Annotated in this window: 22 protein-coding genes; 7 read left to right on the top strand and 15 right to left on the bottom strand. The window is 49.6% G+C overall.

Annotated elements, in window-relative coordinates:
* Positions 1-93 precede the first annotated feature (93 nt).
* From AC27IB_RS06835 to lipA, 4 genes are all read left to right on the top strand, one after another.
* Entirely contained in the window at positions 94-1,287 is a 1,194-nt protein-coding gene (locus AC27IB_RS06835) for a serine hydrolase (protein ID WP_487119815.1), read from the top strand.
* Positions 1,288-1,380: 93 nt separating this feature from the next.
* A complete protein-coding gene (ybeD, locus tag AC27IB_RS06830; protein WP_487119813.1) occupies positions 1,381-1,653 on the top strand; it encodes a DUF493 family protein YbeD in 273 nt (90 codons plus the stop codon).
* Positions 1,654-2,325: a lipoyl(octanoyl) transferase LipB gene (gene lipB / locus AC27IB_RS06825; RefSeq protein WP_296044395.1), complete on the top strand. Its 672-nt coding sequence runs from the start codon at positions 1,654-1,656 to the stop codon at positions 2,323-2,325.
* A complete protein-coding gene (gene lipA, locus AC27IB_RS06820) occupies positions 2,318-3,280 on the top strand; it encodes a lipoyl synthase (protein WP_296044393.1) in 963 nt (320 codons plus the stop codon). The genes lipB and lipA overlap by 8 nt, the downstream gene beginning before the upstream one ends.
* On the opposite strand, the gene AC27IB_RS06815 is transcribed toward lipA, so the two are convergent.
* From AC27IB_RS06815 to AC27IB_RS06800, 4 genes are all read right to left on the bottom strand, one after another.
* Entirely contained in the window at positions 3,273-5,054 is a 1,782-nt protein-coding gene (locus AC27IB_RS06815; protein ID WP_487119810.1) for a GGDEF domain-containing protein, read from the bottom strand. The two genes, lipA and AC27IB_RS06815, sit on opposite strands and share 8 nt — an antisense overlap.
* 119 nt (positions 5,055-5,173) lie before the next feature.
* Positions 5,174-6,853, bottom strand: a complete 1,680-nt coding sequence (locus tag AC27IB_RS06810) for a diguanylate cyclase (RefSeq protein WP_487119808.1) — start codon at positions 6,851-6,853, stop codon at positions 5,174-5,176.
* A gap of 86 nt (positions 6,854-6,939) precedes the next feature.
* Complete coding sequence (locus AC27IB_RS06805) at positions 6,940-7,134, bottom strand: hypothetical protein (RefSeq protein ID WP_487119806.1); 195 nt, start codon at positions 7,132-7,134, stop codon at positions 6,940-6,942.
* A gap of 17 nt (positions 7,135-7,151) precedes the next feature.
* Positions 7,152-7,970, bottom strand: a complete 819-nt coding sequence (locus AC27IB_RS06800) for an SAM-dependent methyltransferase (protein WP_487119803.1) — start codon at positions 7,968-7,970, stop codon at positions 7,152-7,154.
* A 155-nt stretch (positions 7,971-8,125) separates the two neighbouring features.
* On the opposite strand from AC27IB_RS06800, the gene ansA reads away from it, so the two are divergent.
* Together ansA and AC27IB_RS06790 are read left to right on the top strand one after the other, a co-directional pair.
* Positions 8,126-9,133, top strand: coding sequence for an asparaginase (gene ansA, locus AC27IB_RS06795; protein ID WP_487119801.1), 1,008 nt, complete (start codon positions 8,126-8,128; stop codon positions 9,131-9,133).
* A gap of 15 nt (positions 9,134-9,148) precedes the next feature.
* Complete coding sequence (locus AC27IB_RS06790) at positions 9,149-9,985, top strand: DUF2797 domain-containing protein (RefSeq protein ID WP_487119799.1); 837 nt, start codon at positions 9,149-9,151, stop codon at positions 9,983-9,985.
* A 45-nt stretch (positions 9,986-10,030) separates the two neighbouring features.
* On the opposite strand, the gene AC27IB_RS06785 is transcribed toward AC27IB_RS06790, so the two are convergent.
* The 7 genes from AC27IB_RS06785 to AC27IB_RS06755 all read right to left on the bottom strand — a co-directional run bounded on the left by AC27IB_RS06785 (position 10,031) and on the right by AC27IB_RS06755 (position 18,302).
* On the bottom strand, positions 10,031-10,246 hold the full coding sequence (locus tag AC27IB_RS06785) for a hypothetical protein (RefSeq protein ID WP_487119797.1): 216 nt from the start codon (positions 10,244-10,246) through the stop codon (positions 10,031-10,033).
* A gap of 3 nt (positions 10,247-10,249) precedes the next feature.
* Complete coding sequence (locus AC27IB_RS06780) at positions 10,250-13,030, bottom strand: DUF349 domain-containing protein (protein ID WP_487119795.1); 2,781 nt, start codon at positions 13,028-13,030, stop codon at positions 10,250-10,252.
* Positions 13,020-13,313, bottom strand: coding sequence for a YeaC family protein (locus AC27IB_RS06775; RefSeq protein ID WP_487119793.1), 294 nt, complete (start codon positions 13,311-13,313; stop codon positions 13,020-13,022). The genes AC27IB_RS06780 and AC27IB_RS06775 overlap by 11 nt, the downstream gene beginning before the upstream one ends.
* Positions 13,310-13,639, bottom strand: coding sequence for a hypothetical protein (locus tag AC27IB_RS06770; RefSeq protein WP_296044374.1), 330 nt, complete (start codon positions 13,637-13,639; stop codon positions 13,310-13,312). The genes AC27IB_RS06775 and AC27IB_RS06770 overlap by 4 nt, the downstream gene beginning before the upstream one ends.
* Positions 13,640-13,831: 192 nt before the next feature.
* The gene (locus AC27IB_RS06765; RefSeq protein ID WP_296044372.1) at positions 13,832-15,499 is read right to left on the bottom strand and encodes an alanine/glycine:cation symporter family protein; all 1,668 of its coding nucleotides are present in this window, start codon (positions 15,497-15,499) and stop codon (positions 13,832-13,834) included.
* 34 nt (positions 15,500-15,533) lie between these two features.
* Complete coding sequence (locus tag AC27IB_RS06760) at positions 15,534-16,664, bottom strand: M14 family metallopeptidase (RefSeq protein WP_296044369.1); 1,131 nt, start codon at positions 16,662-16,664, stop codon at positions 15,534-15,536.
* A gap of 192 nt (positions 16,665-16,856) precedes the next feature.
* A complete protein-coding gene (locus AC27IB_RS06755; protein WP_487119790.1) occupies positions 16,857-18,302 on the bottom strand; it encodes a glyceraldehyde-3-phosphate dehydrogenase in 1,446 nt (481 codons plus the stop codon).
* 205 nt (positions 18,303-18,507) lie between these two features.
* Between AC27IB_RS06755 and AC27IB_RS06750 the strand changes: the two genes are divergently transcribed.
* On the top strand, positions 18,508-19,320 hold the full coding sequence (locus tag AC27IB_RS06750; RefSeq protein ID WP_296044366.1) for a DUF2989 domain-containing protein: 813 nt from the start codon (positions 18,508-18,510) through the stop codon (positions 19,318-19,320).
* Between the two features lie 136 nt (positions 19,321-19,456).
* Here the strand turns inward: AC27IB_RS06750 and msrB are convergent, their stop codons facing one another.
* From msrB to glgB, 4 genes are all read right to left on the bottom strand, one after another.
* Positions 19,457-19,837, bottom strand: a complete 381-nt coding sequence (gene msrB / locus AC27IB_RS06745) for a peptide-methionine (R)-S-oxide reductase MsrB (RefSeq protein ID WP_296044364.1) — start codon at positions 19,835-19,837, stop codon at positions 19,457-19,459.
* A 27-nt stretch (positions 19,838-19,864) separates the two neighbouring features.
* Complete coding sequence (gene gndA, locus AC27IB_RS06740) at positions 19,865-21,409, bottom strand: NADP-dependent phosphogluconate dehydrogenase (RefSeq protein WP_296044362.1); 1,545 nt, start codon at positions 21,407-21,409, stop codon at positions 19,865-19,867.
* A 198-nt stretch (positions 21,410-21,607) separates the two neighbouring features.
* On the bottom strand, positions 21,608-23,686 hold the full coding sequence (glgX, locus tag AC27IB_RS06735) for a glycogen debranching protein GlgX (protein WP_487119787.1): 2,079 nt from the start codon (positions 23,684-23,686) through the stop codon (positions 21,608-21,610).
* Between the two features lie 2 nt (positions 23,687-23,688).
* The gene (gene glgB / locus AC27IB_RS06730; protein ID WP_296044359.1) at positions 23,689-25,875 is read right to left on the bottom strand and encodes a 1,4-alpha-glucan branching protein GlgB; all 2,187 of its coding nucleotides are present in this window, start codon (positions 25,873-25,875) and stop codon (positions 23,689-23,691) included.
* Between the last annotated feature and the right edge of the window lie 27 nt (positions 25,876-25,902).

The raw sequence follows: 25,902 nt of genomic DNA, 5'->3' as shown, positions 1-25,902 counted from the left end.
AACTTTTTGCCCCGACTCTAGTCCAAGCCTACGGCATACGTTAAAATGCTGTCGATACATCAGATTTTCGCTTTCAACTCAAACGGTAAAACCATGCATAATAAAATAAAGCGCGCTAAACCGTCTTTTATCTCTGCCTTGCTATTAAGCATTGCCCTGCTACTCAGTGCTTACTGGCAAACCGCCAGGGCCGCAGTAGTCATTCCGCCACCACCAACCGTTGCCGCTGCAGGCTTCGTGTTACTCGATTATGAAACCGGCACCAGTATTGCCGAGCAAAATGCTGACATGCAGCTGGCACCCGCCAGTTTGACTAAAATCATGACAGTATACGTCATTGGCAAAGAGATACAGGCCGGTAATATTTCGTTAGATGACGAAGTGAAAATCTCCGAAAACGCCTGGGCGAAGAATTTTCCGGATTCTTCAAAAATGTTTATTGAAGTGAACACCACGGTGACCGTTCACGATCTGCTTCGCGGTATTATCGTGCAGTCTGGTAACGATGCCTGCGTGGCCATGGCAGAGCACATTGCCGGTTCAGAAAGTGCGTTTGCCAGTATGATGAACGCTCATGCCGCCAACCTCGGTATGAATGCAAGTAACTTTGTGAATTCTCATGGTCTGCACGATCCGGATCACTATACGTCGCCGCGCGACATGGCTACCCTGTCCCGCGCGCTGGTGAAAGAAACGCCAGACATGTATAAGATTTACAGTGAAAAAGAATTCACTTACAACGGCATTAAGCAGTACAACCGCAACAGCCTGTTATGGGATCAAAGCCTTAACGTAGACGGCATTAAAACCGGTCATACCTCAGATGCCGGTTACTCGCTGATTACCTCAGCCACCCAGGGTGATATGCGCCTGGTGTCAGTGGTAATGGGTACCGACAGTGAGCGTGCACGTAAAGTGGAAAACAAAAAGTTACTTCGCTACGGTTTCCGCTTTTATGAAACCGTCACCCCCTACAAGGCCGGAGACAGCTTTGTGTCTCATCGTATCTATATGGGTGATCGTGACACGGTTGATTTAGGTATTAACCAGTCTACCCCTATTACGATTCCACGCGGTCAGGTGGCAAACCTGGAAGCTAACTTTGAACTGGATAAGAATCTTGAAGCGCCGCTAGCCAAAGGCGAAGTGGTAGGTACCCTGTATATCCAGTTAGAAGGGGAAGACGTGGCCCAGTACCCGTTAGTGACCCTTCAGGAAGTCAAAGAAGGTGGACTCTTCGACAGGTTACTTGATTATGTAACTTTACAGTTAGGTCTGAATGATTAATACCAGATAACCGCTTGTTTATTACATGCAGTCTGGTGGTGTACGGCACGAATTGGTAGAATTCGTGCCGTGCTATTTTGAGAGGTAAACAAAGTGACTAAATTAGACACTCGATTTGATGAACTGCTGGACTTCCCCACGGTTCAAACCTTTAAAGTGATGGGCATTGCTCACCAGGATTTGCCGTTACATGTGGTATCCTGCCTGCAGGAACATGCCCCGGGCGATTATGCGCCCACGGTAAAGCCAAGCGCTAAAGGGAATTACCACTCTGTGTCAGTTGCTGTAACGGTAACGAGCAAAGAACATATGGAATTAATTTATACCGAACTGGCAAAAATTGAATTAGTGAGAGTTGTACTTTAAGTGACAGACACCCTTGATAAGGTCGCCCGGGAAACGGTGATTGTCAGGCACTTAGGCAAACGAGCTTATGAGCCCGTCTGGCAGGCCATGCAAACCTTCACGGATCAACGCACCACTGATGATGCCGATGAAATTTGGCTGGTAGAGCACGAGCCGGTGTTCACTCAGGGGCAGGCTGGCAAGGCTGAGCACATCCTCATGCCCGGCGATATTCCGGTGGTTCAGGTTGACCGCGGTGGTCAGGTTACCTATCACGGTCCCGGCCAGCTAGTGGTATATCTGATGCTGAACGTACGACGCCGCAAAATGGGCGTCCGCGAACTGGTGACTGCCATGGAAAATGCGGTAATAGCCACCCTGGGAGCCAGTAATATTGTGGCTAATGCCCGTCCCGATGCGCCCGGCGTTTACGTTGACGGTCAGAAAATTTGTTCACTGGGATTACGCATCCGTAAAGGCTGCTCTTTTCATGGTCTGGCACTCAACGTTAACATGGACCTTACGCCGTTTGAGCGGATTAATCCGTGTGGCTACCAGGGCATGGCCATGACTGATTGCGCCCGTCTAGGCGGGCCGGATAACATTCAAAAAGCGACAGAGTTAATGCTGAGCCACTTACAGGCTGAACTCGCTCTGCCAACTTTGCAAACTATAGAAGGCTTTAATGAGTAACGTAAAGGCAAAAGCCGGAGTTAAACTCCGCGATGATGAAAAGGTCAGGCACATTCCGGTTACCATCGTTCCTACTGAAAAAGAGGAAATGCTGCGTAAGCCTGAATGGATAAAGATTAAGCTGCCACGCACAACGGATCGCATTGATCACATCAAGAAAACCCTGCGCAAAAATAACCTGCACTCGGTATGCGAAGAAGCCAGCTGCCCTAACCTGGCGGAATGCTTTAATCATGGTACTGCTACCTTTATGATTTTGGGTGATATTTGTACCCGTCGTTGCCCGTTTTGTGATGTTGCCCACGGTAAACCGTTACCACCAAGTGCTGAAGAGCCATTGAAGCTGGCCACAACCATTAAGGAAATGGCGCTCAAATATGTGGTAATTACTTCCGTAGACCGCGACGATCTGCGTGACGGTGGCGCCCAGCACTTTGTTGACTGCATTAAAGCCATTCGGGAACACAGCCCGGCGACTAAAATTGAAGTACTGGTACCGGATTTCCGCGGCCGCATGGACCGCGCACTGGACATCTTTAAAGACACACCACCGGATGTATTTAACCATAACCTGGAAACCATTCCGCGTTTGTACCGCGAATGTCGTCCAGGCGCTAACTACCAATGGTCACTCGACTTACTCAAAAAATTTAAAGCACAGCATCCTGACGTCCCTACCAAATCTGGTTTGATGATGGGCATGGGTGAGAGTCAGGAAGAGATTGCTGAGGTTCTGAAAGACCTGCGTGCGCACGATGTGGAGATGTTGACACTGGGTCAGTACCTGCAACCTAGCCGTCACCACTTCCCGGTAAAACGCTATGTACACCCGGATGAATTTAATGCACTTGGTGATACCGCTAAGGCATTAGGCTTTACCCATGCCGCCTGTGGCCCCATGGTACGTTCCAGTTATCATGCCGACCGTCAGGCGGCCGGAGAAGAGGTTAAATAGCCTCTTCTTTATCTTTCTTGTCCATGGGGTACTTAACTGCCCGACGGCGTCCGGCTTTTTTCGCTTTATACATAGCAAGGTCGGCGCCGCTAATAAGCGAGTCCAGTTGCTTGCCCACCTGATCAGTATCACACACCCCAAAGCTGGCACTCAGTTGTAAACCATCGAGTTGTGCCTGGGTATCAATATCTCCCAGCCAGTCTTGAATGTCATGACAATAGGCCAGCGCCTGATTGACATCAGTGTCCTTTAAGCACAGCACGAACTCTTCCCCGCCAACTCGTGCACAACTCACCGTCGCATCATTCAACTGCGCGGCTAATACTTCACCAACCTGCATCAACACCCAATCACCCGCCTGATGGCCATAATTGTCGTTAACCCACTTCAGATTATCCAGATCAAACATGATCAGGCTGAGCGGTTCTGCACTGCTATTATGCTGCAGTGCCTGTTGTGTTACCTGCATAAACTCGCGGCGGTTATCGAGCCCTGTGAGCGAGTCTGTTGAGGCAAGCCTGGCCAGCAATTGTTGCTGTTTTTGCAACTTACGAATACCGAAAACCGTAATAAATAACAGTGAAGCCGCCAGCGCAATAAGTAAATAAGTGCCGATAACGTTTTGTTCGGCCCGTGCCACCTGGTTAGCCAATAATGCCTGATGGCTGGATAACAGCCGAAGTTCCTCGTCGGCCTGACGTAAGGTCGCCTGAGCATTATTCACTGCCAGGTATTGGGTCGCGTCGAGACGGTTTTGACTGCTTTCGCTCTCAATGGCGACCTGCTGCCAGTGATAAGCCTGCGGGTAATCGTTCTGTTGTTTGCGGATTTTTGCTTTCAGAGTAGCTGCGGTGACCAGCCCTTCTGAATAGTCAGCCATCTCCGGTCGAGCCAGTATTGGGTTTACTTTCGCTTCGGCTTCGTCGTATTGGCCTAATGCATAGAGAGCCTGGGCTTCAATGTTTTTAAGGACCACCCAATAGTAAAAATAGTTGAGTGCTTTAATGGCTGGTTCATAACGACCGACGGCCGCTAAAACGGCCTCATATTGCCCGGAGTCAAGTAAATAACGCGTCCAGTTAATAAAGGGTTCAACGGTATAAAGTGATTTTGGCAACGACAGACAAGCGGCCTCCAGCGTTGCCAGCCAACGAGGCGTAATGGCGTTAATATCGAGCCCCTTTTGCGCTCGGAATTCCTGTGCAATATAGCGACAACGCATCTCGCCGCTCACCTTCGCCAGTTCCGGGCCGGTAACCCGTTCAAGCAACTGAAGCGCCTCGTTATACATTTGCAGGTTGCTATAGTAATTCACCACGCTAATGTTCGCTGTGTACCAGGTATTGTTCCGCGGCAATTGGCCTAACAGTGCCTTTAGTTCAGCAGACAGTAGCAAGCCCTCTGACCACTCCCGGAAACCGTAGTAAATGCTAAGTAGCGTAGCTCTGGCACGTAAGCCAAGTTCATCAGCCGGATGCCTGCGACTTATAGGCTCTATAATGCTAACGGCGCGGTCAGAATCACTGCCGATTGCAGCGTGAAATCCCAGCAGATAGTCACGGTAATCCTGCTCAGCCGGCGTTAAAGACTGGTTGCTCAATGCCTGTAATATCTGCCGCGATTTGGCAGGATCGGTCACTCTCAGCGTATCGGCTTGTGCCAACAACTGTGCAGGAGCTTCTGTTGCGCTTACCGGCAACGAAAGCATTATTATCAGCAATCCGATGACACCGGATTGCTGCCATAACGGTCTGGGAATTACTCGCAATACCAAATAACTTGCCTTTGCTTCATACAGACGGACTTATTAATCATTGCACGGATAATCAAGGATAACTACCCATGCCAGTTGAATGCGCTCGCAGGGGGAAATATAGCAGTAAATAGTGAGAATTAACCTACCATTGTCGAAGAGTATTCATAAACCCGATTGCGACCATAATGTTTGGACTGATAGAGCGCCAAATCAGCGGCTGCATAGAGGTTTTCAAGCTTGTAGCCCGCCTGAGAAGAATTACTTACGCCAGCACTGACAGTCAGTTTAAACTGATACTCGCTCATGGTTGACTGGATATGTTCAATTGCCATCCGGCAGCGCTCGGCGATGTGCATAATTTCAGCTTCCCGTTTGCCGGTAATCACCGCGCCAAATTCTTCTCCGCCCAGACGGCCGACAATGGCATCGTCGCCAACACTTTCTTTTATGGCTTTAGCGGTTTGTATTAGTGCCCAGTCACCCACCTGATGGCCATAGGTATCATTAATATTTTTAAAATGATCGAGGTCGAGCAGGATCAGGCCAACCAGGCTGCCGTTTTTCTGCGCCTGAGATAATTTTTCGGTTAAACAATCGGTAAAGTGGCCACGATTGGCAATCTGCGTCAGCGCGTCGGTTTGCGCAAACATCTTTAACTTTGATTGCACTTTACGGCTACGATACGACCAGAATAACAACGATGATAACAGGATAGAAACCAGCGCCAGTGCCAATAGTGAATTTTCCAGGCGCTCGTTAATAAGCATGGATTCCGCTTTTAACAGTTCATTTTGTTTGTCCAGCAGCTCAATTTCACTTTGTTTGGCATCTATGTCAAAGCGGGCCTGCTGAATGGCAATTTCGTCCGCCAGTTGGCGTTCATACATGTGTTGTTCTAATTGCTGACGGGCCGTCAGGTATTGGTATGCCTGCTTGTAATCACCATTGCGCTCGGCCAGTTGGCGCTTTATATCGTAGGTATCGATTAAGGGCTGCGGAAAGTCTTCTTTAAACTCCACCGCCATGACTTTGTCGGCGTAGTGCCGGGCGTTGTCAAAGGCTTCATTTTTCCAGTAAACGATAGCAAACAAACTGAAAATCTCAATAAGTTGTCCATCGGTAGGGAATTTTTCCGCTTTCATCAGAGTGGTCGTTAATACTGTTTGCGCTTCATCAAGCCGATTTTGCTGTAACAACCACTTGGCTTTCCAGATATTAATATTAACAATGGTGTAATTCTGATTTGCGTTGTTACAGACCTGATCGGCCTGGGAAAATTCGGCCAGCGACAGGTCATCCAGTTGCAATTTAGACTTGGTAGAAATAATGACCAGATGCAACCCGCAGCGAATTCGCGGTACCAGTGCTTCGCTGGAAAACGCCTTTTCGGCAAAATGCAACGCGGTTTCAGGTTGACCAATATTGAGATGAAAATGGGCAAGATTCAGGTAAGCATCCGGCTTGTAGGCAGAATCAGGGATTTCCTGCAGCAGGGCTAGCAATTCCTCAACCCGTTGCAAACCGCTCTTCCAATCGCGCCTGACACCAAGCAGGTTGATCAGTGAGCCGAGTATACGGATCTTTAGCTCCGGCTGCACAGCTTGCTCTAAAAGCCCGTCATAACGAGCGATAATATCGGTAAGTTCATTACCTTCCAAAGTCAAAATAAGACCTTCGAGGTAACGGTAATACTGGACTTCGTCGCCATCCAGCGACATCAATGGAATGCTGGCAAGTGCTTCTTTCGCCTGTTCGTGATCGGACAAACGAACACTATCGACAAGCCTGAGCTTGTCGATATGAACAGAACTCACCACAGGCCAACTCACGCACAGAAGAAAACCGAACCAAAGAAAACGTCGCATCTGTACTTTATTTACCTTCCTGTTGCGGGATAAAAAATCTAAGCGTCCTTCGACGGCTTATCTTCAGGCTCATCCGGGTCGGTAGGTTCGTTGACCGACAACGTGGGATTATTCTTGTCCTGGGCAATAGTGGCTAACAACTGGTCAAGTTCGGCCCGCTCCGCCGGCGACAAATCATTTATATCTAAGCTCGGGTCTACCCCCAACTTTTCTAACAAAGAAATCGCACCCATTTTATTGCTCCTTTTTGTCAGCCTAATGCATTAGTTGTATTTTTATCATGTGACGGCGGATAAATCGACTTTAATCGTGTGACAATATCATCATTAGGGATTAACCGCCGACCGGGCGGGATTACCAACGTCGAAATCAATGAGATATCAGCCTGAGGCAGCTCATCAAGACGTTGCCAGATAACCCGCGGTTGTTGAGTGGGTAAAAACGGCGACTCGTATATGGCCACCTGATGTGAAGGCGCATAATACTCAAGCAACATATCCACCAGTACCTGCCTTTCCGGCGCGCCGGTGAGCCTTGGCGTTAATGACAAGTCCCCTGCATGCCCTAACTGCCACAATATAACATAGGCACTGGGGTCAAGCTTGCGCTGATAAAACATAAATTGACTTGCCTCAAATTGCTGGCAACCATAGGCCCCAGGGTCGATGCCCATATCAGCGTACAAACAAGCGTCAGCGGAAATTCCCGGCTCCATCCATGCCTCAAAGCCCTCTTCGATTGCTTGTTTAATGGAATGATGTGGCACCTGAGCAAACACGCCCGGATGGCCATAAAACGCGCCCACCACTTTTTTATTGTTGCGCACCTCAGCAAGCATAGCAGCCTGCATTTGCTGGTAAGTATTACGGCGGTCTTTGTTGTCAGCGTAAAGATGCTGCAATGAATAGGTACATGAGTTGAGCGTCGCCAGCCATTTCTCAATCACCGGATGGCAACTGGTAAACACTATATCTGCTTGCTGAATATGATTTTTACAACGCTCGGTCATATGTGCACCAAGCACCATTCCAGGCCCGACACAGACCAGCGTTCCCTTTTTATTATTCATCTTTTTCCCTGCTATTACTGAGTAAGCCACCCGCATTATCAGCCAACTTTCAACCAAAGTGAACTCAACAATCCACAACCAGGCACATTAAGCATTTAGCCTGGCACCATTCCCTTGTTACAATCACTAAAATGTCAGCAGTTTGTGATAACACTATGCGTAAACAAATTTATATTGCCTACACCGGCGGCACAATCGGTATGCGCCCCTCATCCCAGGGCTATGTTCCAGCAGCCGGCTTCCTGGCGAATACCCTGGCCTCGATGCCGGAATTTCATCGTCCGGAGATGCCACAATTCACTCTGCGTGAATATGATGAACTCATGGACTCATCGGATATGAGCCCCGCAGACTGGCAATTTATCGCCGATGACATAGCTGCCAACTACCATAAATTTGATGGCTTTATCATCCTTCACGGCACCGACACCATGGCTTATACGGCCTCGGCACTGAGTTTTATGTTACAGGGCCTGAGCAAACCGGTGATCGTAACCGGCTCGCAAATCCCGCTGGCAGAACTTCGTTCCGATGGTCAGGTGAATTTATTAAATGCCCTGTACATTGCCGCCAATTATCCCATTGCCGAAGTCAGTCTGTTTTTTAACAATAAACTGTTTCGCGGCAATCGCAGCCGTAAGGTCGATGCCGATGGCTTCGACGCCTTTGATTCACCTAACTTCCCACCCTTACTGGAAGCGGGTATCAATATTCGTGTAAAAGCCGGTAAAATTGCCGGAGCCAGTAACACTGAACTGAAAGTGAGTAAGGTAACCGCCCAGCCCATCGGGCTGGTGAGTCTGTATCCGGGGATTTCCCCTATGGTCATAGAGAATACTTTGCAACAGCCGGTCAATGCACTCATTTTACTCAGTTATGGGGTGGGTAACGCGCCGCAGAACAAGCAGCTGTTAGCGCAGTTAGAAACCGCTGCAGAGCGCCAAATTGTCGTCGTTAATTGTACCCAGTGCTTTAAAGGACGGGTGAATATGGGGGGTTATAAAACCGGCCATGGCCTGTCCCAGGCGGGCGTTGTCTCCGGCTTTGACATGACCCCGGAAGCCACACTGGCAAAATTACATTATCTGCTCAGTCAGTCACTGTCATTCGATGAGCTTAAGCACCAGCTGAGCCAGAGTTTGCAGGGTGAACTGAGCAATTAACAGGAACACACAACCATGCAGTATTCAGGAACACTAAGAAAGATGCGGGTCGCCACGGATGCCGAACACGTAGCTCTGTATGAGCTACCAGTGGGCGATGCCACCGTATCAATGAATGAGCTTATCGGTAAACCGGTAAGCCTGACGTTCAGTGGCAATATTTATTGCACACATTGCCAGCGTAAAACCAAGAAAAGCTTTAACCAGGGCTATTGTTACCCCTGCGTAATCTCACTGGCCCAGTGTGATACCTGTATTATCAAACCGGAGAAGTGTCACTACCATGAAGGGACGTGTCGCGAACCGGAATGGGGTGAAGAGAATTGTTTCTCCGACCACTTCGTGTATCTGGCCAACACCGGAAATTTAAAAGTGGGTATTACCCGTCATGTCACTGAAGGAATTTCCAGTCGCTGGATTGATCAGGGTGCCAGCCAGGCTACCGTAATGCTAAGAGTCCCCGACCGCCTCACCAGTGGGAAGGTAGAACAGCTGTGTACCCAGTATATCGGTGACAAAACCAACTGGCGGACAATGCTGAAAGGGCAGCCCGACCAGCAGGATCTGATCGCCTTAAAGCATGAGATGCTGGAGAAACTTGCCGATGATTTAGCGCAGATAGCTGCAGAAAAAGGTATTCAGGCTGTCACGCCGGTAGAGGATGTCAGCCATCAGATTAACTACCCGGTATACGATTATCCGGTAAAAATTAAATCAATTAATCTGGATAAAACACCTGAGTTCAGTGGTGTGCTGACGGGCATTAAAGGCCAGTACTGGATGCTCGATGGCGATCGGGTGATCAATATTCGTAAATACGCAGGTTATGAGGTGGCGTTTAGCGCCGGGTAAGCAATCGCAGCAGGCCAGTTAAATAACACTGGCCTGCCACTGAGATTAAACTTCCGAGCCCTCCATTTGGCTCGCTAAGTCATCGAGCTCGCCAAGGGTGGAATCAAAGCCTTCCGTTTTTATCCGGTAACTCACTTTTACATGGTGGTTAGATTTGCCATACCTGACGACTAACTGATCAGCGTCAAAGTGCTTTACCGTATTTAAAAAACGATAAGCCAGCGGCTGTGAAGGAAACTGATATTCAACGCTGTTTTTCACGGCTCATTCGTCTCCGGCCAGGCCAAAATACACACACACTTCAAACAATCGTTGTTTAAAGGGGAAGGTATCCAGCTCAGACAGCACCGTCTGACTGGCCAGTAACTCACCGATCAGCTGATTAGACGAAGGCAGAGGCTCGCCATTGAGTTTTGCCTGCATCAGCTGTAACTGCACGGTTGAACGCAAGGAACCATCGGCCTCGGGTGAATCAAGTTGCGCCAGTACCTCAAGGGTTAACAGTGCTTTAAGCCAGTCCTGTGGCGCCTCTACGCCTTTGGCCTTAAACCACGTGGACGGCAACATAGGATACTCAGTGCTCAGCGTCGACACCGATTGCACGTCGCTTAACACCTGCGCCACCAGTTGTTCGGTGGCACTGATAAAGGCTTCGTTCAACTGCTGTTCAAGCTGTTTATCAAGACCGGCCTGGACGGATGCCAGCTCTTTTGCCAGCGTCTTCTGCAGCTTATTGTCCTTAACTTCCTTAAGTGTTAACTGGCATTCGTCAAGCATTTGCTGGATAGCAGTGACTGACTCAGACTGAGTGTCCAACGCTTGCTTAACCGCCTGCAATTGTTCGCGCCATTGCCCTGCGGCTTGTGACTGAGCCGCTTTTTGTTGCGCCTGGACCGACTTGGCTTTGTTAAACAAGTTGTCATTCGCCGCTTTAAAGGCAAACCACAATTTTGATTCAAAGCGCTTGCCGGCTGGCCCCAGCGTTTTCCACTGAGCTTGTAAAGCCTTCGCTTCCGCTCTTGCCTGCTGGATATCATCGAGTTCGCTTAAGGCATTAACCTTATCGATTAACGCTTGCTTGGCCTGGCGATTTTGCTGTAGCCACGGGGTAATCACCTCGGTAACGGCACTGCACGCCTGATCCCAGGCCTCACGCAACTGACGGTATCGCTCACTGTCTGTTTGTCCCGCCTGCTGCCATTGTTTCTTCAGGGTTTCAAATTGCTGAAAGCGCTGACTGTTATCGTCACCGGATGCCGGTAAAGCCAGCATTTGCTCGATAAGTTGCTGACGCTCAGCGGCAGCCTTATCGTTTTGTAATTCCAGCTCTGCGTAATAGCGACGGCAAGGCTCAAATGCCTGTTCCAGGAGCTCATCAAAACGACGGTTTAAAGCCTGATCTTCCACCGTATTCGACTCGCCCAGGCTTTGCCATTGTTGCCTGAGGTATTTAATCGAACGAGCCCGGCCCGGCATATCATTCTGACTCTCTTTAAGCAGCCCTTCAGCCTGCTCAATTAATTCAGGCTTGCGCGGTGCTGCCAGATAAATCTGCCAGCCTTCCAGGCGGGCTATCTGCTCTCGGGTTTGTTCGAAGCGTTTTTCTAGCATCGCCTGCGTGTCTGCCGGCAGGTCTTGGTAATCGTTTTCAAGGTGCTGAAAACGGGCCATGGCGGCGCGGTATTTGCCCTGCTCTACCATGTTATTAATAATGTTAAGGTGCTTACGGCAGTGTTTTAAATGGCGCTGTTGACTGGACTGTCGCTGCTGCTCACGCACCTTCAGTTGATCCAGCAATGCTTGCCATTGGGTACGCAGAAAGGCCGGCACCAATGCCATGGAAGCGGTTTGCTCCCGCCAACTGTTTTTGATCTCTTCAAGCTGCCAGGTAACATTTGGGTCGGACAGCCACTGTTGCCAGGTTTGCAACTGCGTTTGTAATGCCGCCACCTGACGCTGTAAATCCGGCAGCCGATCCCAGATATGCCGGTAACTGTCGAGGGTGCTTTCAATTTCGTCGGCCGGCGCTTCAAATGCCTGTAAGGTCACCAAAGCCTGCTCAGCCGCTTCTACGGCTTGCTGAAATACCGTCACCTCACCCAGTGTCAGACTCAGAATCTGTTCACCCTGCAATTGTTTGTGAAGCTGTTTTACTTCGGCAACGGCTTTGCTACATGCCTGCCTGGCTGCCTGATGAGCGGCGGCTTGCTGCTGGGCTTCAAACTCTGGTTTAAGGCGGGCAAGTAGCGCGGATACCCGCTCATTCAAAGACTGCAATTTGGTGTTATATTCGTCACGGGTTTCGTCGTCCAGACACGCAAAATCCGCTTTGAGTGTTTCAAACTCCTGATTAAGTGAGGTCTGGTCAGCGCCGATTTGCAGGTAATCTGACTTCTCCAGCAGTGCCAATAGTTTTGACAGCACCAGAGTGACCTCACGGCCCAGACGTACGGGTTTTTGTGCTTGTTCCTGTAAATAAGCCAGACGCTCTGCAATTGCTTGCTGTACCGAGGTATCGGTTGCTTTACGCAATAGCTTCTGCAATAAATCGGAATTCTGACTCCGCTCGATGATAGCAAGCTTTAACCCCGTTTCCGGCGTCGCTGAAATCAACTGCTGCGTAAAACTGCTCCGTCCCAGCTTGTTAACTATTGCCAGACAGAAAGTTTTATCCTGGTGCAGCTCGGTCATCAACGGCAGGCATTTTATGACCTGTTCAGCCGGTGCCGACTTCAGCAGGTACTCTTTGATCTCCGGCATGCTGATTTCAGCATCCCCATCAATCAGAGCGCACTCGACTTTGGCCTGAGCAGCGGTTAATAATCGGGGCTCCCTGGCAATCTGAGACATCTTTAACCACAGGGCAAAGGAATTAAGTTTCTCCAGTGCCGCCAGACTCACTGCCGCAACCGAATCATTGAAGGCCAGTTCATGCAGAATACGCCGTTCATTAGGCGAATCTGGCGATAAATTTTCAATGGCTTTTAATCTTGTGTCCGGATCATTACTACTATGGGAAGGCGAAAAAAATCGACTAAATATCATCCTGTTTAAACCGCGCAATGGATTGTTCATTAGACTGGCTTTCGCGTAATTCGCGACGCAGCTCACTTTTGCTCTTGTGGATAATTTCGCCACTTTCGCCAACGGTCATATGTTCGTTGGATTGAGCTACCCTGGCCTGATACAGCAATACCGCCTGCAGACAGTTTTCTTTTTGTTCGTCAGACAGTACTTTACCATCAGGCCATTTACCCGTTTCAACCGCCAGGCGCAGACGTTCGTAAACGTCTGGTGTCATGGCGGCGAGAAGTTTTTCTACATTCATTTACCCGACCGTTTTAAAAGCACAATTCGAACCCGATTGATGCCATACCATAAAAACCCAATCACACAGGTCATGAGCGCTACCGAATGCTGGGTATCGCCTGGCGACACACCACCCCAGTACATAAAACCGAAACCACCAATGAACAACAGCATAGCGAGCATAGACTGGTTTTGAATGCTATGCATTTTCTTAAACCGTTTCATGTTCTCTTTACGCTCAATATCCTCTACCGAGGCTTCGCCATAAGAGAAATCACAGTGAGAACAAGTCTTGGCTTTATCTGACATCTTCTTACCACACGACGGACAATCAATTAACGCCATTCTATCTCCTCTAATCGTTATTTCCGGAGTGACTAACTGCTCGCTCTGTACGGTAAACTAACGACGCTTCGTTTTTTACCCTGATCAGGAGCAGTAAGACACCATATCAAAAAGCCAGGAGTCAGCCCTGGCTTTTTAAAAACAATGCCGGTGCCAGTCTTTTTACTGACAGAAACCGGCTCTGGTTTACTTTTACTTTTCGTTCTCTTTTACACGCTGCCAGTAGTGATCGACAGTCGCCTTCATCTCTTTGCTGAGTAATACAATACCGAACAGGTTAGGCAGGGTCATCACCACAATTGCCACCGCAGAGAGTGCCCAGACCAGGGTTGTATCAGAGAAAGACGCCCAAACAAACCCGGCCACATAAATTACCCGGTACGGCATGATTGAACGTGGCCCTAACAAATAGGTCATGGCACGGTCACCGTAGTAAGACCAGGCAATGGCGGTTGAAAAGGCAAATAACAATAAACCAATCGATACAATGTACTGGCCAAAGTCGCCAAACCAGCCACGGGTAAAGGCAATGGTCGTCAGCGAGGCTGAGTGAACCAGTGATTTACCTTCTATGATGAGGTTCTCTTTCACCGGCTTACCATTTTTAATTTGCAACGTGCCGGAGAACGGATCTTCACTGCCCACCAGATACTGAACATCTTCAGCAACAGAACGGGCGTTGATTAAGGTGTAGCCACCGGTAACAGCCGAACCATTGACCACGGTAATGGCTCCGGTATAGCTTTCCACTTCATTACCGTCCACCCCATTCAGGAAACCATACAACTGACTTTTGTCGGCATCAACACTATCGGTATATTCACCGGCTACAAACACCATGTCGGAGCGATCAAACACGTTTTCGTGTTTTTCTTTCCACACACCCGATGACAAAATCACCAGACCGGTGATGGTACAAATAATAATCGTATCGATAAATGGCTCGAGCAGTGACACCATGCCTTCAGAAGCCGGTTCCTTGGTTTTTGCCGCAGCGTGAGCAATGGGCGCAGAACCCTGGCCCGCTTCGTTAGAGAATAATCCCCGGTTTACCCCGCGGTTAAAGGCATAAGCCAGTGACGCACCAAGGAAGCCCCCGGCCGCTGCTGAACCGGTAAAGGCATCGCTGATTACCGACATAAACGACGGGATCACGTTTTCGATGTTGGCAAAAATCACCGCCAACGCACCAATCAGATAAACCACCGCCATAAAAGGCACGACCCGCGCCGTAAAAGCTGCGATGCGCTGAATACCGCCGAGGATAACCAGTGCCAGTAAAATACCCAGTACGCTACCTACTATCCATGGCTCAAATCCAAAGGTGGTCTCAATACTGGTGGCAATACCGTTACTTTGTGGCAGGTTACCGGTACCGAAAGAAGAGATAACCGTCGCGATAGCAAAAGCCACCGCCAGCCATTTCATGTTCAGGCCCCGGTCCATGAAGTACATGGGTCCACCAGCCATGGTGCCATCTTCGGTTTGTACCCGGTATTTATGAGAGAGCGTGACTTCCACAAACTTGGTGGTCATACCCAAAAATGCCGTGGCCCACATCCAGAACAGCGCCGCCGGACCGCCCAGGAATATAGCAAACGCCACACCGCTGATGTTACCGGTACCTACCGTCCCCGAGAGTGCGGTGGTGAGCGCTCGGAAATGCGTGGTATCGCCGGGATCGTCGTTATGATCGTACTTACCGGTGACCACTTTCCATGCGTGCTTGAAAAAGCGAATTTGTGGAAATTTCAGGTATATCGTAAAAAACAGACCGACACCCAACAGCACAAAGGGAAACCAATCAGCCCCCCCGAGCATCCCGTCAAGCGACGTTAAAAAATTAAACAAGCCTTCCAAACCAGTTTCCCCTTGTTGTTAATGTTTATTGTTGTTATGTCCTTAAACTGCCAACCACGTTGTTCGCGGCTACCAGGATATCTTCACCAAACTGCTGGCATCGTTGCACAGACCAGCCGAATAATGGATCAGGTAAATTATTATTATCTTTAAAAGGCATTTCTATCGTATAGGCCAGACATTCAAACGCCTGCCCTACTGCGTTAGACGCAATGGTCAGGTCGGCTTGTCCGGGCTCGTCCTTGGCGTAGCCGAACTCATCCTGAAATTCGGGAGTCGCCATCAGCAAGGCGTCCTTAAATTGGTTTTCCAGCGCTTTCAGCTTGTCACTGTAGGCCGGAATCCCTTCGCTGCCTGCCACAAAGTTGTAGGGCAGAGCTTCATCGCCGTGCAAATCGAGGTACATGTCAACGCCCACCTCATGCATGGCATTGAGTACGTAATAGACTTCCGGGCTGCGCTCAAGGCTAGGTGTTTTCCACTCACGGTTTAGGTTTGCACCCACCGCATTGGTGCGCAGGTGCCCCCGTGCGCTGCCATCCGGGTTCATATTTGGCACAATATAAAACACCGCCTTTTCCAGCAGGGCGCGGCTGATCCCGTCCTGCTCATCTAACAGACGGCCAATAATACCTTCCGCACACCACTCGGCCATGCTTTCACCGGGATGTTGACGAGCCGTGATCCAGATATTGCGCTTATCTTCTCCTGGCTCACCTATCACCAATAGCGACATGTCGCGTCCGTCCAGAGTATCGCCCAGATACTTAAGTTCACACAACGGCGAGCACTGCGCATCGGCTAATAAGTCCAGATGTCGCTCGTAGCTGTAAGGAATGAAATAAGCAAAGTATACCTGCGGCTGCTCCAGCGCAATACTGAACGTCAGAATGTCACCGTTAAATTCACTGTCGACCCGAAACCAGGTCTGGCGATCGTAGGACGCCAGTACATTATACCCTTCCCAGCCTTTTGGATAGGCTGATGAAGCAAGATCACTGATATGCAGTGTATGCAAGCGGTTGACCTCTCCGGTCAGGCGGAAGTGAAACCACTGATAAAAATCGGATTGATTGTCTTTATTGATCGCGAGCATGATGTCGTCAGGTTGCTCGGCACGGATTACGCGGATGTTACCGCTGTCAAAAAGGCTGGATATCTGCATCTGTCGTTATAGTTATCTGTTTTATTTTGGTGTGCGAATGGCTTTAATTTAACACAGTAGAGTTTAACAATACTATGCACTTAAACGGTGAAAAGCGGATTTTTGTGGATTCTGGCCAACTATTAGTCAGTTAGCCGCGGATAAAAAAACGGCACCTGTGAAGGTGCCGTTTAAAGCTTGTACAATTGCGTCTTACGCTGGCAGTGTCGGCACGGTGATCCCGGCCATATCCATCGCCACACGCATTACCTGACAGCTGTAACCAAATTCATTATCGTACCAAACATAAAGGGTTAAACGATTGTCGGCTACGATGGTCGCCTGTGAATCAACTACGGATGCCGCACGGGTGCCTACCATATCGGTTGACACCACTTCAGTCGACGCGGTGTAGTCAATCTGATGCTGTAAAGAGGAGAACAGCGCGGTATCACGCAAAAACTCATTTACCGCCACTTTATCGGTCGATTTATCCAGGTTCAGGTTCAGAATGGCCATCGACACATTGGGTGTAGGCACACGGATTGCGTTGCCGGTCAGTTTACCCGCCAGTTTCGGGTAAGCTTTCGCTACAGCCTTGGCAGCACCGGTTTCCGTGATAACCATATTCAATGGTGCACTCCGCCCGCGACGCTCGCCTTTGTGGTAGTTATCAATCAGGTTCTGATCGTTGGTGTACGAGTGAACCGTTTCAACGTGGCCGTTAACAATACCGTATTCTTCGTCGAGGGCTTTTAACACCGGCGTAATAGCATTGGTGGTGCAGCTTGCCGCCGACACAATGGTATCAGATTCGCCTATATCGGCGTTGTTTACTCCGTACACGATGTTTTTAATATCGCCCTTACCCGGCGCTGTCAGCAGTGCTTTTGCTGTGCCTTTCGCTTTCAGGTGCAGGCCCAGGCCATCCCGGTCGCGCCAGATACCGGTGTTATCAATCACCAGCGCATTGTTAATGCCGTACTCGGTGTAATCAATCTCATCCGGGCTGTTAGCGTAAATCACCTGAATATATGAGCCATTGGCTTTTAAGGCGTTACGCTCGTGGTCGATAGTAATACTGCCGTTAAACGGCCCATGGACCGAGTCACGACGCAGCAGACTGGCACGTTTTTCCAAATCACCGTCACGACCACCACGCACTACAATGGCGCGCAGGCGGAGTTTATTATTTTGTCCCTGACGCTCAATCATTAAGCGAGCCAGTAACCGACCGATACGGCCAAAACCGTACAGTACAACGTCCTGGGGTTCATGATCATCTGATTTATCGACCACGTCCGCTAACTTGTCCTTCAGGTAGGCGTTAAGGTCTGTTTTGTCGACGGCACTGCCATAGTGAAAATCGAAAGCCAGTTTACCAATGTCAATCTGGGCTGGTGCCAGTTGCATAGCGTTGATGGCTTCTAAAATAGGATAGCTCTCGCGCAGGCGTAATTTAATGCCTTCGTGCAGACGGACTTTACGATGAGCTTTGATTACATCAATCGCACTGGCGTTTAACAGTGTGCGACCGTACACAGAGATTTCAATAGACTTATTACGGTATAATTTACCTATAATCGGTAACATCATTTCTGCGTATTCCTGGCGCTCCTGCCAGCTGGATTGCAATTCTTGCTCAAAGGGTTGGTTCATACTAGTGCCTTCATCAAATAAATCATGTATAAAATTGACGATGTGTACAGGAATATGTGGTTGTACGTCAGAACACTCCTACCTCTTATTCCCGTCGGCAGGTATTCTAAATAATCAAAGAGGTAACTCCAAATTGTTGAAAAGTTTCAGAAAATCAATAAAAACAAGGAAGCAGAGGGATTTATTAAGTAATTTTTCCACAGTTTTGAAAGGGGGGATTTGTCTGACTTCTGCCCTGCTGCTCAGTGCGTGTGGCGATTTTTTTGCGCCCAGCGTTAAAACTATTTGCGAAGACTACCCGCATTTTTGTGCCGATTTAAACACCGATGGCTGGTGTCGGGCTGAACGGTCAGAAATTATTCGTCACCGCTTTAACTTTAAAGACGATGACAGCGACCGGCCTAAGTACGATTTGTTGATCAACTACGAAAACTACGAGTCCTGTATTGCCAAGGCGTCACAGATTGAATATATCAAATACCGTGATAAAGAATTTGCCCGTAAGGAAGCCACCGTCTCCATCAACAAATCGCTAAAGCAGTTACAATGGCAAACCAAGAACTCACAAGACCCTTATATCTCGTATTATCAATGGTCTAGATTTGGCTACGAGGATGCCAGAGCGCGTTTTGTGGCGGCAGCCAGACAAGGTGTGTTCAGTGAACCGAAGTACTATATCGACCTGGCCAGCATTCTGATTGCCGACGATCCACTGGCGGCCCGGGATGCGTTGTTCATGGCACTGAGTCAGTACGCTAACGTGGAACAGGAAATTGACGGTCATATCAGCAGTATGCTGATGACGCTGTCGATGGACATTGAAAATTACCGTATGGCGTATGTCTGGACCAGGGTAACCAACCATTTTGCCGACAGCATCGATAGTAGTCAGCTGGTAGCTCTGAGTACTCAGCACAGTTTACCGGTAGATATTCTTGATCGACTAGCCGATGATATTGCCAGCGCAATTGAGGCCCGGGAGTTTGATGCCCACACCTTAAAAATTGATCGCTTGTGATAAGAAATTTGAAATTTAATTACAGAAAAAAACTTAATTTTTTTTCAAATAATGGTTATTGCGTGGCGAAATAAAGGGAAATGTTATTCAGGAGGCCGGCAAAGTCTGCTGCCGGCTCCTGGCAAGATAGTGCAATTTACTCCGGATTAAAATCCAGACTCACGGAATTAACACAATAACGCTGTCCGGTCGGCGCCGGACCATCGTCAAACACATGGCCAAGGTGCGCCTCACAGTTTTTACAATAAATCTCGGTGCGGCGCATGCCATGGCTTTCATCAAAACGATAGCCTACGTTATCGTCGTTTGTTTGCGAGAAAAACGAAGGCCAGCCACAACCCGATTCAAACTTACTGGTATTGTCGAACAACGCCACGCCGCAACATTTACACGCATAAGTACCACTGCGTGACTCATACAACAAAGTACCGGAAAAAGGACGCTCAGTACCGGCTAAGCGAGTCACCCGGTATTCTTCTTCGCTGAGCTTGTCACGCCATTTATCGTTATCAGTCATTCTTCTCTCCTCGTGCTGGCAGACCTGCTACTGGATAAGCTGCAAAGGACGGGATGGATCACTCCACTCAATGTGGTATTTCTCAGCTGCGGGCTTATCGGTGCGCGAAAATGTATGAGCGCCAAAGAAATCCCGTTGTCCCTGCAACAGGTTAGCGGGCAGAACAGCCGTGCGATAGGAGTCATAATAACTTAACGCCGACATCATAGCCGGACAGGCTACGCCTTGTACCGCGCTGAGCGCCACCGTAGCTCGCCAGTCAGACTGGTAAGTTGCAACCTGCTCAGCAAAAAACGGATCCACCAGCAGGTTAGGCAGGTTAATATCCCGGTCGAAAGCATTGGAAATAGACTGCAGGAACACCGCACGAATAATACATCCGGCGCGCCAGATTTTGGCAATTTCAGCAAAATGTAAGGTCCAGCCCTGCTCTTGCGCCGCCGCATTCATAAGCTGGAAACCCTGTGCATAGGCACAGATCTTTGAACAATACAGCGCGTGCTCTAACTGGCTAATAACACTCTCACGTTGCTCATCACTCACCGCTTGAACGTCAGGACCAGCCAGCACTTTTGCGGCTTCAACGCGCTCTGATTTGAGCGCTGACAAACTGCGGGCAAACACGGCCTGAGCAATAGTTTGTGCCGGGCTGCCGGTTTGTAAAGCACTGACGGCCGTCCACAGCCCGGTGCCTTTCATACCGGCTTTGTCGAGAATTACGTCAACCAGTGGCGCCTGGGTGTCCGGATCGATTTGATCTAACACTTCAGCGCTGATTTCAATTAAATACGAGTCCAGTGGGCCCTGATTCCAGCGGCGGAACACTGCGGCAATGTCGCCTGGCGTCATGCCCAGCGCCACGCGCATGATCTGGTAAGCCTCGCAAATTAACTGCATATCGGCATACTCTATACCGTTGTGAACCATTTTGACGTAGTGACCGGCGCCATTAGGGCCAATGTAAGCCGCGCAGGGCTCACCATGCTTAACCGGCTCTCCCGGCGTTGCCGTTTCGATGGGTTTACCGGTGTCAGGGTCAACCTTTGCAGCAATAGCACGCAACATCGGGCCTACACGTTGCCAGGCTTTTTCTGAGCCGGAGGGCATTAACGAAGGGCCAAAACGTGCCCCTACCTCGCCGCCAGACACCGCGGTAGTGAAGAACAGGAATTTATCCGCAAAGCGTTTTTCGCGCTCAACGGAGTCGCTCCATAAGCTGTTACCGGTATCAATGATCACATCATCGGTATCGATACCAGCGGCAATAAGTTGCTCGCAGACCATATCCACCGGCTTACCGGCAGGGATAGACAGCAAAATAACGGCTGGCGAAATTAGCGCACCGCGCAGCGCTTCGAGGGTATCGACCGGCACGATTCTGGCTGAATCCGCGCCATTTTCCTTGCGGTCCTGAGCAACAATGGCATCAATTCGATTAGCGTCTAAATCAAAACACGCCACCTGGTAACCATGGTCGGCTAAATTAAGCGCCAGGTTCTTACCCATAACACCTAAACCAATGACACCAATATCACATGAATTATTCGGCTGAGAACCGCCATTATTTTGCATCAAAAAACCCTCTACACTTCGATGGGTGGGCATAATACCATCGACTTACGGAATGAAAAGCACAACCGTGCCGATTATCGTCAATTTGTGCTAATCCCCGCTACCGGACACAAATAAGGCATGGCTTACTACCCTGTACGAAAGTCTCACTCAACTAGTTGACTACGTGTCGCCATGTTGTGCCGGTAACGGCGTCATCTAACGGGGAAAGTCGGTGTAGCGGAACAAGGCGAAAGAATGCGCCGCTTGCAAAAACAGGTGCTGGATCCGCAATCCCGGTTGTTTCGTCGGGTGACTATAACGGGTATCCAATACCAGCGACCAGCCACCATTAGGCGATTTCAGCGGCGTATTAAACTTTATATCCCGATTGCTGGCATTAAAACACAGCAGCCAGTGTTCACAATTGTAGCCGGCTTCCTGATGGCCAATAATTTCCACTGCAAACGCTTTGTTACCACCGGATTGCCAGTCGTCATCACCTTTTCCAGACCCATCCGGCTTATACCAGTTAACTGCAGAGACATTGGAATGCAGTTGATACGCATCATCAGGCAGGTACATGCGGCTTAACAGTTCTGACTGCTGACGAATAGCAATGACTTTCTGACAATAGGCTAAAAAGTCCTGTTTATACTTATCCAGTTCCCAGTCAAACCAACTTATTTCATTATCCTGGCAGTAGGCATTATTGTTACCTTGTTGAGTACGACTCAACTCGTCCCCGCCCAGAATGTGCGGCGTGCCCTGAGAAAACAGCAGCGTGGCAAACAGGTTACGTTTCTGCTGCGCACGAATAGCCAGGATTGACTTATCCTGAGTCTCCCCTTCAACGCCGTAATTCGCCGACAAATTATGGCCGTGACCGTCGCGGTTTTCTTCACCATTGGCTTCATTATGGCGTTCGGCGTAACTCACCATATCCTGTAACGTAAAGCCATCATGATAGGTAACGTTATTCACCGAAGTATTGATGGTGCGATACCCTTTGTGAAACACATCACGCGAGCCCATCAACCGGGTAGCAAAGTCAGCGGTAGTCCCTTTATCGCCGCGCCAGAACGCTCTGACACAATCACGAAACTTATCGTTACACTCCAACCACCGGGCCCCAAAAGTGCCTAACTGGTAGCCGCCGGGCCCAATGTCCCAGGGCTCTGCCACTAATACCGCGGTCTTTAAAACCGGATCCTGATGAATGGCTCTGAGTAACCCGGCAAATACGGAAAAATGCTGAGGATCCCGCCCAAGGCAGGCGGCCAGATCAAAACGGAAACCGTCGACGCCTATTTCGCTCACCCAGTAGCGTAGCGCGTCCATAATCATTGTGGTCATAATCGGGTGAGCCGAATACACGGTGTTACCGCAGCCGGAGTGATTGCTGTAAACCAGTCCACCTTTGGCCGTTTGCTCCATCAGATAGGCCTGATGGGGAAACATCCCTCTGAAACACAGTACCGGACCGTCTTTGCCGCCTTCAGCTGTGTGGTTATAGACCACATCAACAATGACCTCCAGACCCGCCTCATGATAGGCATCAACCATTGTTTTGCATTCATTGAGCGGATCGCTGTGACCATAACGCGGCTCAGGCGCAAAATAGTTAACCGGGTTGTAACCCCAGTAGTTGGTCAGTCCTTTTTCGGTAATGTATGGCTCAGGCATAAATGACGCCAGCGGCATAAACTGCACCGACGTGATACCCAGCGATTTGAGGTGGCTGAGCACCGCCGGATGGCAGGCGCCAAGATATTTACCCTGCTGTTCTGCGGGCACCTCGGGATGACGCTGAGTGAGTCCCTTAACGTGCGCCTCGTAAAGGATCCGGCGATGTTTCTCAATATTCGGTTTAGCTGGCCGTGACGCCGTATTAGTTGCGACAACAACCCCTTTAGCCACCATAAACTGACTGTCCCCCTGATACTGACGGGCATTCCAGTGTATTGGCCGGCTCAGTTGCCGTGCGTAGGGGTCAATTAATAATTTGTCGGTGGGTGAATAGTGCAGACTTTCCGTGCCGCGGTCGACCCGGTAACCATAAAGAATGCCTTCACTTACGCCTTTAAGACAGACATGCCACACGTCACCGGATTTTGCCGGCATGACAATTTCATCGAGCGTTTCTTCGGTATCGGCATGAAACAGACATAAAATCACCGCTCTGGCGTCCGTGCAGGTCACGGCAAAATTGCACCCTTTATCCGTAAGCGTCGCGCCTAACGGAAAAGGACTGCCTAAATCTACTTCCCTGGAGGTAAAATTCCGTGCGCCGCTCAAAGTCACTCCTTGTTAAATACAATAAATAATGTTGCCAATGGGGGTAAATTCACATTGATTGAATAAGGCTGATGATTCCATGGCACCGGCTCAGCGATACAGGTTTCAGGCGTTGCTGCGCCGCTTCCCCAATATACGCTATCATCAGTATTCAATACCAGTTGGTATTCACCCGCCTGTTGCACGCCAACACGAAACTGTTGCCGCGGCTCAGGGGTCATATTACTGATCACATAAACCTGCTGTGTGTCACTGAGGTTATGGCGAACAAACGAGAACACGCTTTGTTCATGGTTGTGTAAGTCTATCCAATCAAAACCCGCGGGATCGTGATCGCGCTCATGCAAAGCGGGTAATTGCTTGTACAGGTGATTCAAATCACGGTACAGGCGCTGTATGCCCTGGTGCTTGTCAAAGTCCAGCAAGCGCCAGTCAACCGACGCATCGTGGTTCCATTCGCTGCTCTGACCAATTTCAATGCCCATAAAATTAAGCTTTTTACCCGGATGGCCAAACATAAATGCCGCATAACAGCGTTGGTTCGCCGCCTGTTGCCATTCGTCACCCGGCATTTTCCCCAGCAGACTGCCTTTGCCATGCACAACTTCGTCGTGGGAAATGGGGAGAACAAAATTCTCGTCGAAAGCGTACACCATACTGAAGGTCATTTCAGAGTGATGATAGGTACGATAGGCAGGGTCTTTGCTGATGTAGTGCAATGAGTCGTGCATCCACCCCATATTCCACTTAAAGCCAAAGCCAAGACCACCGTCGAACACCGGTCGCGATACTTTTGGAAAGCTGGTGGACTCCTCGGCAATAGTCATCGCATGGGGAAAGTGACGATAAACTTCCTCGTTCATCCATTTAAGCAGGCTGATGGCTTCAAGGTTTTCATTGCCACCGTGTACATTGGGGATCCACTCGCCCTCTTCCCGTGAATAATCCAGATACAGCATACTGGCCACTGCATCCACCCGCAAACCATCAACGTGGAAATGCTCCAGCCAGTACAACGCGTTGGCAACCAGAAACTGCCTGACGGTCTCTTTACCAAAGTCGTAAATACAGGAGTTCCAGTCAGGATGCCAGCCCCGGCGCGGATCGGCATATTCGTAAACATGGGTGCCATCAAACCGGGCCAGGCCGTGGCCGTCTTCCGGGAAGTGGGCGGGTACCCAGTCGATGATGACACCAATATTATTCTGGTGGCAGGTATCGACAAAATATTTAAAATCGTCCGGCGAACCAAAACGACTGGTCGGTGCAAATAACCCTACCGGCTGATACCCCCATGAACCATCAAAGGGAAATTCAGATACCGGCAATAGCTCAACGTGGGTATACCCCATTTCTGTAACATAGGCGACCAGCTCCTGGGCCAGTTCGCGGTAACTAAGGTAACGCTGTTCGGGGTTTCCCGGCCGCTTCCACGACCCCAGATGCACCTCGTAAACACTCATGGGGCTGTGATATTTATTTTGCTGTGCCGCCGCTTGCAGCCAGTCAGCGTCATGCCATTCATACTGCTTGTGGTCGTAAATCAGCGATGCATGAGAGGGATACTGTTCTGCATAAAAGCCCAGCGGATCGGCTTTGTGAGGTAACTGATGACCATTGGCATCTTTTACCTGATATTTATACCGCACGCCTTCTGTTAAGCCCGGCACAACCAGCACCCAGTAACCCATGTCGGTCTTTTGCATAGGGTGGCAACGGCCGTCCCAGCCGTTAAAGTCACCGATAACGGAAACCGCTGATGCATTAGGCGCAAACACCGCAAACCTAACCGCTTCGGCGCTGAAGCCATCACGTTCCAGCGTAATAAGCTGGGCGCCGGCCTGGCGGTATAAGTTTTGCGGCTCGTGATCGATAAAATGCACCGCATGATACGCTTCGGCCTGGAACTGATAGGGATCGGTAACCAGCGATTGCCCTTCATCAGTGGTCACTTTAAGCTGATAAGCCGATGCGCTGCTAAGGCCCTCAATCACGGCATTAAACAATCCGTCTCCATTGATGGCATTCAGCATGCCCAGCGACTCACCTGAAGCCGCATTGACAACTTCCACCGCTTGCGCACCAGGTTGCCAGTACTGCACAAAGGTATTCGTGCCATTATATTGCGGGCCCAACACGGCAAACGGATGTTGGCAATGTGCCTGCGCTAACTGTCCTTCAAAATGCATTCCTGACTCCTACTTCTTTTGCGTCTA

Source organism: Alteromonas sp. 4NH20-0104, from assembly GCF_057547795.1.
The sequence above is the reverse complement of the archived record's forward strand: the minus strand, read 5'-3'. Positions and strand labels throughout refer to the sequence as shown.

Coding starts and splice junctions, on each gene's coding strand:
- AC27IB_RS06835 (WP_487119815.1), top strand. CDS start 94: ATGCATAATAAAATAAAGCGCGCTAAACCGTCTTTTATCTCTGCCTTG.
- lipA (WP_296044393.1), top strand. CDS start 2,318: ATGAGTAACGTAAAGGCAAAAGCCGGAGTTAAACTCCGCGATGATGAA.
- AC27IB_RS06805 (WP_487119806.1), bottom strand. CDS start 7,134: ATGGGTGCGATTTCTTTGTTAGAAAAGTTGGGGGTAGACCCGAGCTTA.
- AC27IB_RS06800 (WP_487119803.1), bottom strand. CDS start 7,970: ATGAATAATAAAAAGGGAACGCTGGTCTGTGTCGGGCCTGGAATGGTG.
- ansA (WP_487119801.1), top strand. CDS start 8,126: ATGCGTAAACAAATTTATATTGCCTACACCGGCGGCACAATCGGTATG.
- AC27IB_RS06790 (WP_487119799.1), top strand. CDS start 9,149: ATGCAGTATTCAGGAACACTAAGAAAGATGCGGGTCGCCACGGATGCC.
- AC27IB_RS06780 (WP_487119795.1), bottom strand. CDS start 13,030: ATGATATTTAGTCGATTTTTTTCGCCTTCCCATAGTAGTAATGATCCG.
- AC27IB_RS06775 (WP_487119793.1), bottom strand. CDS start 13,313: ATGAATGTAGAAAAACTTCTCGCCGCCATGACACCAGACGTTTACGAA.
- AC27IB_RS06770 (WP_296044374.1), bottom strand. CDS start 13,639: ATGGCGTTAATTGATTGTCCGTCGTGTGGTAAGAAGATGTCAGATAAA.
- AC27IB_RS06760 (WP_296044369.1), bottom strand. CDS start 16,664: ATGCAGATATCCAGCCTTTTTGACAGCGGTAACATCCGCGTAATCCGT.
- AC27IB_RS06755 (WP_487119790.1), bottom strand. CDS start 18,302: ATGAACCAACCCTTTGAGCAAGAATTGCAATCCAGCTGGCAGGAGCGC.
- msrB (WP_296044364.1), bottom strand. CDS start 19,837: ATGACTGATAACGATAAATGGCGTGACAAGCTCAGCGAAGAAGAATAC.
- gndA (WP_296044362.1), bottom strand. CDS start 21,409: ATGCAAAATAATGGCGGTTCTCAGCCGAATAATTCATGTGATATTGGT.
- glgB (WP_296044359.1), bottom strand. CDS start 25,875: ATGCATTTTGAAGGACAGTTAGCGCAGGCACATTGCCAACATCCGTTT.